The 13,415-nt window shown below is 65.3% G+C and carries 16 protein-coding genes; 8 read left to right on the top strand and 8 right to left on the bottom strand.

Translation table 11 applies throughout. The features are described from left to right. The first annotated feature begins 160 nt into the window (after positions 1–160). Together QX204_RS16820 and QX204_RS16815 are read left to right on the top strand one after the other, a co-directional pair. Positions 161–289 (top strand): hypothetical protein, encoded by a 129-nt coding sequence (locus tag QX204_RS16820; protein WP_301907818.1) that lies wholly within the window; start codon positions 161–163, stop codon positions 287–289. Between the two features lie 93 nt (positions 290–382). Then, complete coding sequence (locus QX204_RS16815) at positions 383–1,735, top strand: wax ester/triacylglycerol synthase family O-acyltransferase (RefSeq protein WP_301907817.1); 1,353 nt, start codon at positions 383–385, stop codon at positions 1,733–1,735. A gap of 118 nt (positions 1,736–1,853) precedes the next feature. On the opposite strand, the gene QX204_RS16810 is transcribed toward QX204_RS16815, so the two are convergent. Together QX204_RS16810 and QX204_RS16805 are read right to left on the bottom strand one after the other, a co-directional pair. After that, positions 1,854–2,045 carry a ferredoxin gene (locus tag QX204_RS16810; protein WP_301907816.1) on the bottom strand — a complete coding sequence of 64 codons (192 nt, stop codon included), beginning with the start codon at positions 2,043–2,045 and terminating at the stop codon, positions 1,854–1,856. Continuing rightward, positions 2,042–3,469: a cytochrome P450 gene (locus tag QX204_RS16805; protein ID WP_367620196.1), complete on the bottom strand. Its 1,428-nt coding sequence runs from the start codon at positions 3,467–3,469 to the stop codon at positions 2,042–2,044. The genes QX204_RS16810 and QX204_RS16805 overlap by 4 nt, the downstream gene beginning before the upstream one ends. A gap of 109 nt (positions 3,470–3,578) precedes the next feature. On the opposite strand from QX204_RS16805, the gene QX204_RS16800 reads away from it, so the two are divergent. Next, the gene (locus tag QX204_RS16800; protein ID WP_301907815.1) at positions 3,579–4,229 is read left to right on the top strand and encodes a TetR/AcrR family transcriptional regulator; all 651 of its coding nucleotides are present in this window, start codon (positions 3,579–3,581) and stop codon (positions 4,227–4,229) included. An 80-nt stretch (positions 4,230–4,309) separates the two neighbouring features. Here the strand turns inward: QX204_RS16800 and QX204_RS16795 are convergent, their stop codons facing one another. Continuing rightward, on the bottom strand, positions 4,310–4,876 hold the full coding sequence (locus tag QX204_RS16795; RefSeq protein WP_301907814.1) for a TetR/AcrR family transcriptional regulator: 567 nt from the start codon (positions 4,874–4,876) through the stop codon (positions 4,310–4,312). A gap of 85 nt (positions 4,877–4,961) precedes the next feature. Here QX204_RS16795 and QX204_RS16790 point away from each other — a divergent pair, with 85 nt between their 5' ends. Together QX204_RS16790 and QX204_RS16785 are read left to right on the top strand one after the other, a co-directional pair. Next, positions 4,962–5,531 (top strand): hypothetical protein, encoded by a 570-nt coding sequence (locus QX204_RS16790; RefSeq protein WP_301907813.1) that lies wholly within the window; start codon positions 4,962–4,964, stop codon positions 5,529–5,531. A 40-nt stretch (positions 5,532–5,571) separates the two neighbouring features. Then, the gene (locus QX204_RS16785; protein WP_301907812.1) at positions 5,572–6,369 is read left to right on the top strand and encodes an SDR family NAD(P)-dependent oxidoreductase; all 798 of its coding nucleotides are present in this window, start codon (positions 5,572–5,574) and stop codon (positions 6,367–6,369) included. 778 nt (positions 6,370–7,147) lie between these two features. Here the strand turns inward: QX204_RS16785 and QX204_RS16780 are convergent. Then, the gene (locus tag QX204_RS16780) at positions 7,148–7,648 is read right to left on the bottom strand and encodes a GNAT family N-acetyltransferase (RefSeq protein WP_301907811.1); all 501 of its coding nucleotides are present in this window, start codon (positions 7,646–7,648) and stop codon (positions 7,148–7,150) included. A 77-nt stretch (positions 7,649–7,725) separates the two neighbouring features. Here QX204_RS16780 and QX204_RS16775 point away from each other — a divergent pair, with 77 nt between their 5' ends. Further along, the gene (locus QX204_RS16775; RefSeq protein WP_301907810.1) at positions 7,726–7,977 is read left to right on the top strand and encodes a hypothetical protein; all 252 of its coding nucleotides are present in this window, start codon (positions 7,726–7,728) and stop codon (positions 7,975–7,977) included. Between the two features lie 60 nt (positions 7,978–8,037). Here the strand turns inward: QX204_RS16775 and QX204_RS16770 are convergent, their stop codons facing one another. Then, entirely contained in the window at positions 8,038–8,478 is a 441-nt protein-coding gene (locus tag QX204_RS16770; RefSeq protein WP_301907809.1) for a hypothetical protein, read from the bottom strand. 76 nt (positions 8,479–8,554) lie between these two features. After that, positions 8,555–8,797, bottom strand: a complete 243-nt coding sequence (locus QX204_RS16765; RefSeq protein WP_301907808.1) for a microaggregate-binding protein 1 — start codon at positions 8,795–8,797, stop codon at positions 8,555–8,557. Between the two features lie 326 nt (positions 8,798–9,123). On the opposite strand from QX204_RS16765, the gene QX204_RS16760 reads away from it, so the two are divergent. After that, positions 9,124–9,780 carry a TetR/AcrR family transcriptional regulator gene (locus QX204_RS16760; protein ID WP_301907807.1) on the top strand — a complete coding sequence of 219 codons (657 nt, stop codon included), beginning with the start codon at positions 9,124–9,126 and terminating at the stop codon, positions 9,778–9,780. A gap of 86 nt (positions 9,781–9,866) precedes the next feature. On the opposite strand, the gene QX204_RS16755 is transcribed toward QX204_RS16760, so the two are convergent. Continuing rightward, the gene (locus tag QX204_RS16755; RefSeq protein WP_301907806.1) at positions 9,867–11,120 is read right to left on the bottom strand and encodes a PucR family transcriptional regulator; all 1,254 of its coding nucleotides are present in this window, start codon (positions 11,118–11,120) and stop codon (positions 9,867–9,869) included. A 193-nt stretch (positions 11,121–11,313) separates the two neighbouring features. On the opposite strand from QX204_RS16755, the gene QX204_RS16750 reads away from it, so the two are divergent. Then, positions 11,314–12,105, top strand: coding sequence for a MerR family transcriptional regulator (locus QX204_RS16750; RefSeq protein ID WP_301907805.1), 792 nt, complete (start codon positions 11,314–11,316; stop codon positions 12,103–12,105). Positions 12,106–12,139: 34 nt separating this feature from the next. On the opposite strand, the gene QX204_RS16745 is transcribed toward QX204_RS16750, so the two are convergent. Further along, positions 12,140–13,357, bottom strand: coding sequence for a PucR family transcriptional regulator (locus tag QX204_RS16745; protein ID WP_301907804.1), 1,218 nt, complete (start codon positions 13,355–13,357; stop codon positions 12,140–12,142). Positions 13,358–13,415 lie beyond the last annotated feature (58 nt).

The raw sequence follows: 13,415 nt of genomic DNA, 5'->3' as shown, positions 1-13,415 counted from the left end.
ACCCCGAAACCTGCTCGCGTTGCCAGAAGACGACCTGGGGCGGATGCGGACAACACGTCGACAGTGTGATGAATTCCGTCGCAGTGGCCGACCGGTGCACCTGCACCGAGAATTCCTCACGTCCAGCGAAACCAGGGTTCTTCGCGTCGATCTTCGGTCGATGACCGAACCCCGGCATGATCTCGTCGGTCGCGCCCGAGCGCCCGTGCTGGCCGCGATCAGCGCGGTGTGCTCGGTGATCGCGGGGGTATTTCGGCGGCCGGTGATGGACTATCTGCCCTTCCCGTGACCAGGACGATGCGCGAGGATCGACCTAGTGGCAGTGCCACAGTCCCCTCAACGGTGACGAGCTGTCACGACCGCCCACTTCGGAGGTCGACTGATGACAGAGCTACGTCCACTGGACATGGGGTTCATGGAGTTGGAGGACACCGATCGGCATATCAGCCTCGGCATCGGTGCCGTCGCGATCATGGCGGGGCCGGTACCGACCCGTTCGGCGTTCGATGCGATGCTCGCCGATCGGGTCGATCGCAATGAACGTCTTCGGCAGCGAGTGCGCCGGTCACCGCTGGACTTGACCGCGCCCGTGTGGGAGCGGGACCCCGACTTCGCGTTGGCACACCACATTCGCTGGACGGCGCTGCCCGGCGAGGGCGATGAGCCGACGCTGCGTGAACTCATCGCTACCGAGCTGGAGGAGAGGCTCGACCGCGACCATCCGCTATGGCAGTGCGTGGTCGTCGACCGCGTGTCCGGTGGCCGCTGGGCATTGATCGTCAAGGCACATCACAGCATGGTCGACGGTGTTTCGGGGATGAGCTTGTTCGAGCGCCTGTGCGATCCGCCCGAGGACAGTGTCCCGAAGCGCGCGGACGACTCCCGCGGTTCTGGCGTCGGCCTTGTCGATCTCCTGATCAGGGGCATGCGGGAGCCGTGGGCGGTGCCGCGCCTCGCCTCGACCATGGTGCGCGGCCTGCTTCCGGTGGTGGGCGCTGCGGTCTCGCCGACACCCTCGTCGTCGTTGAACGGTCCTCTCGGCAGACAGCGACGCTATGCGATCGCCAGAGCGTCGCTGACAGATGTCCGCGCGATCGGCGCGAGTTTCGAAGTGACCGTCAACGACGTGGTGCTGGCCGCTGTCGCGTCGGCCTATCGCACGGTGCTGTCCCAGCGTGGGGAGGAGCCGACGGCGGGCAAAGTCCGTGTTCTGGTGCCGGTATCGGTGCGGCCCGCTGGTACCGAGGAGATCGCCGACAATCGTGTGTCGGCGATGATCCCGTACCTGCCGATCGAGCTGGCCGACCCCGTCGAGCGGCTGGCCGCTGTTCACGAACGGATCGCGCGACATCGAGCTCAGGGGGAGGCCGGTGCGCAGAGCTCGTTGCTGGCGATGGCTGCGTGGTTGCCCCATGCTCTCGTGGGGTGGACCTTCCGGCTGGCGGGGCATTTCCCGCAGCGCAGTGTCGCCGCATTGGTGACCAATGTTGTCGGCCCCCGCCGCAGACTGACTTTCCAGGGGCACGAGGTGCTCGAGATTCTGCCGTGTGTTCCCCTCGCGATGCGCCTGCGCACGACTATCGCTGTTCTGAGCTATCGCGACCGGCTCGTCTTCGGAATCACCGGCGATTACGACACCACACCCGATATCGACGATATCGCCGACGGCATCGAACGCGAGATTGCCGAACTATCGGCACAAGCGAACCGAGCCGATCCCGGCGATCCTCGCTGACCCTCTTGGCCAGTGCCTGCCCCGTGCCGGCTTTGTGGGCTTGCACGGAGTGCAATACCGCTACGACGACATTCCAGCTTCGCTCGCAGCGAGGTGGCGACCGCGCCGCGAGCGTGCTTCAGTCGGACAGGCGCAACGCCTCCACCGGGCAACTGTCGACCGCCAGCCGCACATCGTCGAGTTCGGCTTCGGATACCTGGTCCGTCAGCACTGTCACGTTGCCTTCGTCGTCGACCCGAAAGATGTCGGGCAGCAAAGCTTCGCACATGCCGTGGCCCTCGCAACGGGTGCGGTCGGCGGCGATCTTCATGCGGACACCGAGGCGCCGAGGCGCTCGAGTCGGATGGGCAGGCCATCGAGGGGGACGGGGCCGGTCGCCCAGCCCATCGGCGGGGTGTAGTCGGCGGGCACGGTCCAGCGGTAGTGCAACAGCATGCGGTGCATGATCGCCTTGACTGTCATTCCGCCGAAATAGAGTCCGATGCACTTGTGCGCGCCACCACCGAACGGGGCCCAGGTGTAGCGGTGAGCCTTGTCCTCGTGCCGTTCGGCCGTGAACCGTTCGGGATCGAACACGTCGGGGTCGTTCCACCAGCGGGCCTGACGCATGGCCGAGTACGAGCCGATCATCACCAAGGTGTCAGCGGGGACGAACTGACCCTGAAGCGCGGTATCCCGCACGGTTTCGCGGACCTGCTGCCCGACAGGGGAGTACATCCGCAGAATCTCTTTGAAGACCAGATCCAGGGTCGGCAGCCGGTCCAGATCGGCATAGTCGAGCGACTCCTTGCCCAACGCCTGCGATTCGGCGCGCAGCCGGTCCTGCCATTCGGGATGCAATCCGAGCTGATATCCCATCATCGACACCGCGATCGTGCTGGTGTCGTGCGCGCCGAGCAGGACGAAGATCAGATGGTCGACGATGTCCTGGTCGGTGAATGTATGGCCCTCCTCGGACGCGGTGCGGCACAACACACTGAACAGATCCTCGCCGTTGCCCGCGCGTTTGGCCGGCAGTTCGCGACGACAGTAATCCTCGAGCACTGCGCGCCCGCGCAGTCCGCGTGCCCACAGACCACCGGGCAGATTCGTGCGCACCAGTGCCTGGCCGCCACGCACCGCATCGATGAACGCGCGCTCCAGCCCGGCGGCCTCCGATCCGAGATTCGCCCCCATGAACACTTCCGAGGACAAGCCGAGCAGCAGGCGTTTGGCCGCCGGATAGAGCTGGAAATCGCTATTCGGGGTCCAGTCGCGCATACCGCGTTCGATGGCCGGGCTGGTGATATCGAGATAGCCGACCAACCGCGGTCGGGTGAAGGCCTGCTGCAAGATCCGACGGTGGTAGCGGTGTTCCTCGAAGTCGCGCAGCAGAATGCCGCCGTGGAAGAACGGACCGATGAAAAAGGTGTAGCCGCGTTGCGCGGAATACACCTTGTCGCGGTCGGCGAGTACTTCTTCGGTGGCCTCGGGTCCGGCGACCATGACAACGCGTCGCCCAACAATTCCGGCCCAGTGCACCGGCCCGTACTTGTCGAAACGGCGGCGGGCGAAATCGAGACTGTCGCTCATCGCGGGGATGGCGTGCCCGATGAGCGGGACACCGTAATCGCCCATGATCGGACGTAATCCGCTGCCGGGCAGCGGGTCTGCCAGCGCGCGGGTTCGCGATGGATATCGCTCGGCAAGAGCGGATACGGCGGATTTGGCCCGTCGGCCCAGGGTCGACATCATGTTCGTTGTCCTCTCGCACCGTGGCGATGTGGTGTGACTTGGAACATACAGGAATCAATCGTTTCCGTAAACGATTGATTCCTGTTTCTGGTGCGGCATACTGAGGGTTGTGACACGGGCAGCGACCGGCATCTACCGCGGCACCTCGGCCGAACAGCGACGCGACGAACGCCGCCAGCGGCTGATGGACGCTGCCCTCGACATCATCGGCACCCAGGGCTGGGCCGCGACCACCGTGCGTGGAGTCTGCGAACAGGCCAAGGTCGGTCCACGGTTCTTCTATGAGAGCTTCGACGACCTCGACGCCCTCGCCGCCGCCGTACACGACGAGATCATCGAAACCGCGATCCGCAGCTCCTTGGACGCACTCGCCGCCGCACCGGATGACATCGCAGCCAAAACGCGGGCAGCCGTCACCGCCATTCTCAACTCCGTCGTCGACGACCCCCGCCGTGCCCGCATCGCTTTCGCCGAGGCGCACGGCAGCGAGATCCTGATGCGCCGCCGCGCCGCCGCCATGCGCACTATCGCCGACGTCGTCGCCGAACAGGAACTCGCGCTGTTCGACCCGCCGGCCGGTAGTGAAACCCTGGTCCGTGCGGTCTCGCTGATGATCACCGGCGGCGCCGCCGAATTGGTCCTGGCCTGGCTCGACGGCGGTATGGACATCAGCCGCGACGAACTGATCAACCTGTGCGTCGAATTCGTACTGACCTTCGCCGACAACCTGACCACGATGGCCGCCCGATTGACTCATTGATGCGCGCACTGGACGGTGGAGTTCAGTCTGCTGGGTAGACGTCGCCGACGTCACCCTTTCTCGGGTGGAACAGTGGCCGGTCAGTTCGTCTCAGGTCGACCGGTCGCGGCAGTGAGGCTCCGGACGAGCAAGTCGATGACCGCTCGCTTGTCCGCGTCGTCGCGCTGATGAGTGAGGAGTCCTTCGACGACGAAGGTGCCGATGGCGGACATGGCGGCGAGGTCGGTCTCGGCGATTCCGGCGGCGCGGAGGTTGTCGGCGAAGAGCGCGTCGGCCACGTGGTGAAAACCGGCGTGCCATACGTCGATGGCGGGGGAGGCCGCTGCGCGCACGTGCACGGTGTTGACGAGCCCGTGCAGCTGTTCCAGCTGGTCGACCACCCACAGCAGCTGCTCGTTCAACGATAGGCCGTCGATCTCGGCATAGGTGGCGAGTGCCTCGGCCAGGATGCGGTCCAAGACCGCGATGAGCAACTCGTCCTTGTCCTGGAAGTACCAGTAGATCGTATTGACGGTGACTCCCGCGCTTTTGGCGATCCGCGCCGTGGACGCCGATTCGAAGCCGTCGTCGATGAACATGCGTTGCGCGGCGGCGATGATCTCCTCGCGCTTCTCCTCGCGGTCCTGCGGGCGTCGATTCCTTGGCACTTCACCACCCTATCTTGAGCATCGCTCAAGAAGGCGTTAGGCTTCTTGAGCGACATTCAAGAGATGATGAGATGAGGCTGGTTCTATGGACACCGACAACACGGCCGCCGAGCTGCGAGGGCTCGATACCAGCGGCCTGCTTGCCCTGTTCACCACCCTGGAAGCCCCCACGATCGCCGAGATCGACGGCGAGTACTCCGCCTCGCTTCTGGCTCAGCCGAACCTGTTCGCGGTAGTGACCGGAAAGGCGGCCGTGGCCAACCCGCTCGGTCCGTGGCTGTGCAAGGCATTCCGGCCCGTCGATGCGAACAGCGGGCGCGGCTACAACACCTTCGGCGAGTTCGGCCAGGTCCGGCAGCGCTACCCGATGCGCACGCTGTTGGCCCCGTCCCGTTACGACGGAGCTCCGGCCTACACGCTCATCTATCGCGCCTACAGCTCGATGTGTGGGTCGATCCACATGGTGGACGAGGTGCGGCGTGCCGCGCCCGGCGTCTACCTGGGCATCGGCACCTGGGGATTCACCGACAACCAGCGCCGCGTCCCCCGTCCCTTCCTGCTGACCGGACCGTGCTGTCCCTACCGCGGCGACATCGGCAAAGCCCGGCCCGCCTTCACGCCCGGCCCCCGCGAGCTGCCCGGCCCACCCGCCTGACGCATTTCTCACCTGTCAGCCCAACCCGAACGAAGGATCCATGACCACATCTCCCCGCACCGCCCTGATCACCGGCGCGTCGGCCGGCATCGGCGCGACATTCGCCCACCACCTGGCCGCGAGCGGCTACCAACTGCTGCTCGTGGCCCGCCGCGCCGATCGCCTGGAAGAGCTCGCCGCGCAGCTGACCGAGCGCCACGATGTTCGCTGCGAGGTGTTCGCCGCCGACCTCACCGACCCCGCCGCGCCCGCCGCGATTGTGGAGTACGCCGACCAGCAGGGCTTGGATGTCGACGTCCTGATCAACAACGCGGGCCTGTCGGGCAAGACCGCGTTCGCCGACACCCCATGGGACGCCCTGGCCGGGGAGATCCAGCTGATGGTGACCGCTCCGACAGAACTCGCCCACCTGGTCATCCCCGGCATGAAGAAGCGCCGCTGGGGCCGCATCATCAACCTGTCCTCGGTCGCCGCGTTCGCCCCACCCGGAGCCAGCCTGCTCTACACCGGCATCAAGTCCTACGTCCTCAACACCTCGCAATCCCTCGACATGGAACTCAAACCCCACGGCGTCCACGTCACCGCTTTGTGCCCCGGCTTCACCCGCACCGAATTCCACGACGTCATGGGCACGCGCGACAAGGCCGATCATCTGCCCCGAATCCTCTGGCAGCAGCCCGAGGCCGTCGTCACCGAGGGCTGGGACGCTGTGATGAAAGGCAAACCCGTGTGCGTTCCGGGCGCCGTCAACAAGATCTCCGCCGTCGCCATGAAGCCCCTGCCCATCCGTCTGGGCTACCTCATCGGAAAGACCTTCAACCCCTTCAAGAACAACTGATGCCGCGTGGCCGCGACTACGGGTCCAACCACAGCCCTTCGCAGGGCATTCGTCGGTGCGGCAGAAACCCGTCCTTGATCTCGCTGGCAGTGATGGAGGGATGAGGGCGCGAAAGCCAGTGGTGCAGAAAGTTGCGTACGGCGGTGCGGCAACCGCGGAAGTCGACCACCAGACCACCCGTGATCACTCGCAGGTGAGTGTCGGGCTCGGCGGGGCGAGGAGAGGGGGGTCGTGACATCAGAACCTTCCCCGGCCTCCGGGGGCAAGTGCGACGACGTCGTGCGACCACCGCGAATCACCGGAGGCGACGTCGATAGCTTTCGCCAGCGGTCGCTGGGAAATTGTCGCTGTGAGCGATCTGCGCACAGGTTCTGTGTTCATGCGTCGCCTTATGTACGTGGTGGTGAATGCGTTCGATCGTGGGCGGCGGGACGATAACCCGTGTGACTCGCCCGATCGCTGGATGATCTACCGCCGTCAACGGCGGAAGTGATCGTTGTCCGCCGATTCGACCGGAGGCAGGACTGATCTGCCACGTGCGTTGTCTATCGCTGGGGTTTCCCGGGCGTAGCAACGACGTACGCAACAGTAACATGGTTATCGTCGACGGGGTTTCGGGGGGATGCGTACACAGGACGGAGTTCGCTGTTTTCAGCGTTGTGCGCGGTGCCAGCGATGCTCGGGTATGCCCGCGATCAGTCCATCGATCACCGCCGATTCGGTCCAGAATTCGGCACGGATGTCCGACCACACTCAGGGGCCGACGTCGTCACACGCCTCACCCCGGCGGCTGCCAGGTGTACTCGTATTCGGGGACAGTGAATCCCGCCTCGAATGTGACTGTGCCGGAACCGGTTCGGTGCCATCCCCTACTCTCGTAGAACTTGATGGCGGGTGTGTTCGCGGTGAGAACCTCCAGATAGACCGGGCGGCCGGGGTAGGTAGCGGCCGCCCAGCTCAGGCCCGACTCGATGAGGCGGGTACCGATGCCGATGCCGTGCGCATCGGGGTGTGCGTGGAGGTTGTCGAGCAGGACTCTGCCGTCGTCGGTCGGACGGAAATAGGCGAAACCGATGACGCCTGCGTCCTGCTCGGCGACGAAAACACCCGCGGTGACCGGCTCGGACAACAGAGTGCGCCACCGGTCGGCGTGATCCGCATCGACCGGGCCGTCGAGGTACTCGTCAGGAAAGATGCCCGCGTAGGCGATGCGCCAACTGGCGGTATGGAGAGCGGCGATGGCCGCGGCGTCGGCGGAGCCGCCTGTGCGAATCAGCATGTGGTCGAGCATGATCGAGGATGACCGGGTTTGTCACACGGATAATGGTGCTCGTGCGGTCCCGCGCAAGGAGTCTTATGTTGCACAGCTTGGAGTCGCTGTATGGGCAGCTGGCAGGCCGGTTCGCCGAGCGGGTCGCTCACAGCGATTCCGCCACAAGGGAACTCGCCTTCCACAACGGGGTCGCGGTGAGATTGTGGGTCGAGAACGACATCGTCCATGCCGAACTCGATTCGCTGCAGGGTGGTCCGGAGCTGTGGATTCTGCTTCCTGGCAGTGATGACATCGACGAGTTCGTCGATGCGGTCGCTGACGCTGTCAGCTGCTGAATCGTCGCGTCTGCGCAAGTATCAGGAGGGGTCGATCCGGAGGGGTGGATCGGCAGTCGTCTACCCGGTCTGTTGCGGGGGAGGGGTGAGATCGCGCGGCGGCGTGGTCGGCCGGCCGATCGGGCGAATCGTGATGCCGGGCCAGGAAACGCCGCGAACTCCACCGGGTCCGCGAGCGACGCGGATTCCTTCGGCGGTGATCCGAGGACGGTAGATGGTGGCGCGGTGACCGAATGCCGGGTCGAGGTCGATGGAGTTGAACAGCCCCATTCTCGTCAACCACAGTGACGCGCGAACTACTTCGTCCTCGGTGAGCGATTTACCTGGCCAACACACCGATGCCCCGACGACGAAGGCGCCGAGCACCGGGACCGGGTTGTCGAGGAGGTCTTCGTTGTGCGCCCATTTCAGCACCGCTTCGCGCGCAGCCCATTGTCGGTCGGAGCACCCGGGCGTCGTTCGCGCCGTGCTGTCCAACCGCAGCATCGCGGGCTTTTCCATCACGTCACTCCTCATTTTGCGAATCGAGCCCACAGGCCCGGCCGGTTCCCCCGGCCGGGCCCGCAGGCGCGAGCTGTCAGTCCTGCTCGGCGGCACGCTGACGTGCTTCGTTGGCCGACGCCTCGAGCCGCGCCTTCTCGGCTTCGGCTTCCTTCTCCGCGACCTCGCGCTGAGAATCGGCCTTGTCCTGCTGTGCACGGCCTTCGCGTTGCAGCGAGTCGTTGCCCACCGCGGCGCCCGCGACCTCCTTGGCCTTGCCCTTCACGCCTTCGACGACGCCCTTGACTCCGGCCTCTACTCCGCTGTCGTTGTCAGACACGACTTTCCCTTCGATCGGCCCAGCGTTTCCCCGTGTGACGCGAGCGAAACCGGGGTTCGGCAGCTCCATGGCTGCCGTTTACAAGATAAACATATTGCAGTTTATCTTGTAAACCCTTGTGACGAGCACTACGCGGCGGGGTGCCTTGGAATCAGCCGGAACTTGCCGGTATTCTGGGGTTATAGCGGCGTGCTGGACGGCCAGGGCCCGAAGATTTTGACAGGAGCTCCGCCCTGAGCGAGGACACGATCGACTCGGGCGCCGAGCTGCGCGACAGCGGTCCACGGGACGGGGGCGCTCGGCGTTCCCCGCGGCTGGATCGCGTCTTGATCCTGGAATCGGCGATCGCGCTGATCGATGAGGAAGGCTTGGCGCATCTCACGATGCGCCGGCTGGGCTCGTGGCTCGGCGTCGAGGCCATGGCCCTGTATCGGTACGTTTCCGGGCGGGACGACCTGTTGGCCGGTGTGGTCGATCACCTCGTCGACCAGCTCTACGATCAGAACCTGATGGAGCCCGACGATGAGGGCGGCAGTTGGCAGGGTTACCTGCAGCGCCTCGCGCACGGTGTACGCCGCGTCGCCACCGAGCATCCCGAGGTCTTCCCGTTGATGGCCGCGAGTCCACCACAAGCGCCGTGGCTGTGCCCGCCGCTGCGGAGCCTGAACTGGATGGAATCCTTCCTCGAAACGATGCTTCACTACGGTTTCGACGACCGTCAGGCAGTCCAGGTCTATCGGTCTTTCGCCACGTTCCTGCTCGGCCACCTCCTGCTCGAGGTAGCGACCATGGGGGTCGAGTTGAGTCCGATCGCCACCGCCGAGCCCGGACGGCACGAATCGTCGGATCTGGCCGCCTACCCCCATGTCCATCGTCTGCAGCGCCACCTGGCAGCCAACCGCGCGGGCGATGAGTTCGAAGAATCTCTCGAGGCACTGCTCGATCGGCTCGAAGCGATGCGTCGCGCTCGACAAAGCCCCTGAGCGACGGCTCGGCGCAGTGGTGCCCGACAGTCCTCGACGCTGTTCCCGCAGGTGGTTCGGGTTGACCGAGGCCTGGTAGTCCCGGTTTACGGGCTCGGGTTGCTGGAACGCGAAGGATCCAAGACGCCGGATTCGTGCACATGGGCAACCAGGGCCGACTGCAGATACCACGACCCGTCGACGTGGGTGGGGTCCATGCCGGTGATCTGGGCGACGCGCTGGAGTCGATAGTCCAAGGTGTTCGGGTGGATGTGGAGGGTGCTCGCGGCCCGTTTGCGGTTGCGGCTGTAGCGCAGGTATTCCGTCAGCGTTTCGACTAGATCGGGCTGATCGTGCAGGGGGGCCAGAATCGCTGCCAGGTGCCGCCGGCCGGGGCCGGGACGGGTGATCTGGTACTCCACCACCAGATCCCGCATGCGATACAGGCCTGCGGGCCGGTGCAGCTTTTCGGCGAGATCGAGCAGTTCGTGGGCTTCCTTTGCCGCCCCGGGGATTTGGTGGGTGGGAGCGTGGACGAGTGCTGCCCGCAGCGGTGTCCCGGCTGTGGCCCACAGGCGGTCGAACAGATTCTCGGCAGCGGCGCCGTCGCCGCTGTCATCGGGGACCAGCACGGTTCCGCCACCTGCGCTCAGCTGTGCCAGCGGTGAAAGGCTCGCGCTGGAGGCGAGTTCTTCGTGTAGCCGGCGCAACCACCCGCGAGCCGCGATGCCGCTGAGTTCCTGATCGTCGGGATATTCGGGTGCGGCGGCCAGCGCGAGTACCGCGTAGGCCCCAGCGATCTCGAACCCGCGGCCCCTGGTCCACGCGGGCGTCGCCGACCCGGCTATCAAAGCTGAGCTCAACTCTTCGGAGGCGTCGGTGTGCCCGCTCGTTTCGGCACGGACGCAACGGAGATAAGCACTGGTGAAGCTGGTTGTGACTTGTTCGAGAACCGCGCCGACCCGGTGTCCGGCCGTCGCGACGGCCCTGCTGTCGGCGCTGGTGGCGCGTCGGGTGAGGTGATCGAGCACAAACCGGAAACCTGAGTGGGTGGCTTGTTGCACGGCTTCGAGTGGCACACCCGCCGCGGCCCAATCGCCGATTCGCGCGCTGAGCTGAGCAGGTGGCTCGCCGAGCGGTCGGCCTTGCATCGCGGCCACGATCAGATCCAGACAACCTCGCACAACCTCATCGGCTTCACGCCACGGCACCCCGCACGGCAACACTGTGCGCCGCCTGTCGTCCAGGCCACCCCACTGCGCCAGTAAACGCTGGGAAAAGTTGTGGTCGTGGCGCAAACGCGTGGCTGCGGACGCCCCGGCGATCTGAACCTCCTCCGCGCAGGGAATGCTCGTCAGCATGGTTTCCGACCTCCTGTGGCGTGCCAATCGGCGTCCCCGCTTGCCGACCTCCGGCGCTGCCCATTGTTACAGCGAACACTGTAACTGTGGTGCTACATTTTGGCTAGAGATGCGTCGATCTGCCTGCTACCGCTACAGCAGCTTCTGGGACAGTTGGATAGGATCGCCTCGCTATCGGTGGACGGAGGTGGGGATGGTGGACAGTGGGCGGGAGTATCGGGTCGCGGAGTTGGCCCAAGCCGCTGAGGTTCCGGTGCGCACCGTGCGCTACTACCAGGAACGGGGTCTGCTCTCGCCGCCGGTGCGGCGCGGTCGGCACGCGTTCTACGACGTCGGTCATCTGGAGCGACTGACGTTGATCAGCGATCTACTCACTCGTGGTCACAGCCTCGAGGGGATCGCGGACCTGCTGGCGAGCGCGGAGTCGGGCGGCGGCGTCTCCGAACTGCTCGGGTTCGAATCCGCGGCCGCGACGGCGTGGGCGGACGGTGAGATCGATATCGACCTCGCCCAGTTGGTCGACCGCTTCGGAGACCAGATCACGCCGGAGATCATGGCCGAGGCGATCGCGCTGGGGCACGTGCGCGTCGAGGAAGATCGTCTCTTCTATTACAGCGGGCGCCTACTCGACACGGCCACGGCACTGGTAGCGGCGGGGATTCCGCTGCGCGCGTTGCTCGCGCTGAGTTGGGAACTGGAGGCCGGCTTCGATCGGATGGCCTTCGCTTTCGTGCAGCAGTTCCGCACCCACCTTCTCGGGCCTGTTCTCGATCAGCCCTCGCATGCTCAACTGCAGCACCTGTCCCGCACCCTGGCCGAACTGCGACCGGTGGTACGTCAGGCTGCCGACGAACACCTCGCCCGGGCAATGGATCGGCGAATTCGAATCGACCTGCCGGAAGTATCCCAACAACTCAGCCACGCCGCAGACAATATCCCGGCAAGTTCCGCGACGGACAACCCGCTGAAAACCTCGGAGTCGTAAGGATCGAGGTGCGACGTGACGCGCACGAAAACTGTCAGTTGTGTAGTGCCGCAGCCAATCTGAGCGCGACCTCCAACTTGAGTCGTCGACTCGCGACCTGATGCCCCAGCAGCTGCTCGATCCGTTCGAGTCGGTATCGCACGGTGTTTCGGTGCACGCCCAGCTCACGCGCGGTCGCCTCGACACTGCACATCGAGTCCAGATAGCAGGTCAAGGTCTTGCGCAACCGCACTGCGTTCGCGTCCGCTCCCAGGAGCCCGTTGAGCTCTCGCTCGATGAACGAGTCCATCGCCTCCTGGTCCTGGCTGATCAGATGCTCCAGCTCGATCGAGTCGTAGAGCACGAGTCGGCCGGGCCGAGCGATCCTGTGTGACATCTTCTGTGTGGCAAGCGATTCCAGATGGCTGCGCCGAAAGCCCGCCACCCCGGGTGCGGGCAGCCCGAAGGCGGCATGGATCGAGCTACCCGCCAGGCAGGCCGAGAGCTCGGCGGTGGGCGAGCGATGAGTCCGCGCCCAGCCCCACAGGGTCCGATGGCCGCACGCCAAGGTGAAACTGCCACGAGCTTCCAGCTGCGAGACGATGCGCTGCGCGGCTCGCTCGAGGTCGGGCAGGCCACCGCCGGCGTTGTCCTCGAGGCGCAGCACGAATGCCAGATGAGAGTCATCGAGCACGTAGCCCAACCGCATCTGCGCGGTCGCCGAATCGACCGGTGAACCGGCGATGATCGAACGCACTGTCTCGCGCCGACGGGAGAAACGGCCCGCCGGGTCCGAGTCCTGATCGAAAGCGAACGTGCCACTGAGTATTTCGATCGCCGTACCGGACCAGTCCGCGACACAGGCGGCCGAGTGCATCACCAGCTCGCGCGTCTCGGCTACCTCCGATACCGACAGTTCGATCTGCTCGGACAGCGTCCGGATCATCGCCTGCTGCCCGGAACGATAGATCCGCAACAACACCTTCAGATCCAGACCCCCGTACGCGATGGACTCCGCCAGCACGTGCGCCTCGTCCGGCAGCTCAGTGGGCGTGACGCCGGTGATCAGCGACGGCAGCATGACTCGCCCCAACGCCGCGGAACTGGCGTGCAGGTTGGTACGCAGAACGTAGGTATCGATCTCTGGCACGTCCCGAAGAATCTGAGTATCGGTGAAGCTGACGATCGACTCGAGGTGGTCGCTGTCGAGGAGATCGGGCACCAGACGACGAAGCCAGGCTTCGGCTTCGGATCCCACGGTCAACGTCGTCATTTCCCCCCCGAGGGTGAGCCAGGCAGCGGACACCGGCCGTCGCCGGAGCCGGTGCGGT

The organism is Nocardia sp. PE-7 (genome assembly GCF_030486425.1).
Taxonomy (GTDB): Bacteria; Actinomycetota; Actinomycetes; order Mycobacteriales; family Mycobacteriaceae; genus Nocardia; species Nocardia salmonicida_A.
This window is presented reverse-complemented; position numbering and strand designations above follow the sequence as displayed.

Excerpts from the sequence above, each read along its gene's own strand:
- QX204_RS16745 (WP_301907804.1), bottom strand. The coding sequence starts at position 13,357 with ATGACGACGTTGACCGTGGGATCCGAAGCCGAAGCCTGGCTTCGTCGT.
- QX204_RS16750 (WP_301907805.1), top strand. The coding sequence starts at position 11,314 with ATGGTGGACAGTGGGCGGGAGTATCGGGTCGCGGAGTTGGCCCAAGCC.
- QX204_RS16810 (WP_301907816.1), bottom strand. The coding sequence starts at position 2,045 with ATGAAGATCGCCGCCGACCGCACCCGTTGCGAGGGCCACGGCATGTGC.
- QX204_RS16805 (WP_367620196.1), bottom strand. The coding sequence starts at position 3,469 with ATGATGTCGACCCTGGGCCGACGGGCCAAATCCGCCGTATCCGCTCTT.
- QX204_RS16775 (WP_301907810.1), top strand. The coding sequence starts at position 7,726 with ATGTTGCACAGCTTGGAGTCGCTGTATGGGCAGCTGGCAGGCCGGTTC.
- QX204_RS16785 (WP_301907812.1), top strand. The coding sequence starts at position 5,572 with ATGACCACATCTCCCCGCACCGCCCTGATCACCGGCGCGTCGGCCGGC.
- QX204_RS16770 (WP_301907809.1), bottom strand. The coding sequence starts at position 8,478 with ATGGAAAAGCCCGCGATGCTGCGGTTGGACAGCACGGCGCGAACGACG.
- QX204_RS16815 (WP_301907817.1), top strand. The coding sequence starts at position 383 with ATGACAGAGCTACGTCCACTGGACATGGGGTTCATGGAGTTGGAGGAC.
- QX204_RS16820 (WP_301907818.1), top strand. The coding sequence starts at position 161 with ATGACCGAACCCCGGCATGATCTCGTCGGTCGCGCCCGAGCGCCCGTG.
- QX204_RS16780 (WP_301907811.1), bottom strand. The coding sequence starts at position 7,648 with ATGCTGATTCGCACAGGCGGCTCCGCCGACGCCGCGGCCATCGCCGCT.
- QX204_RS16790 (WP_301907813.1), top strand. The coding sequence starts at position 4,962 with ATGGACACCGACAACACGGCCGCCGAGCTGCGAGGGCTCGATACCAGC.
- QX204_RS16755 (WP_301907806.1), bottom strand. The coding sequence starts at position 11,120 with ATGCTGACGAGCATTCCCTGCGCGGAGGAGGTTCAGATCGCCGGGGCG.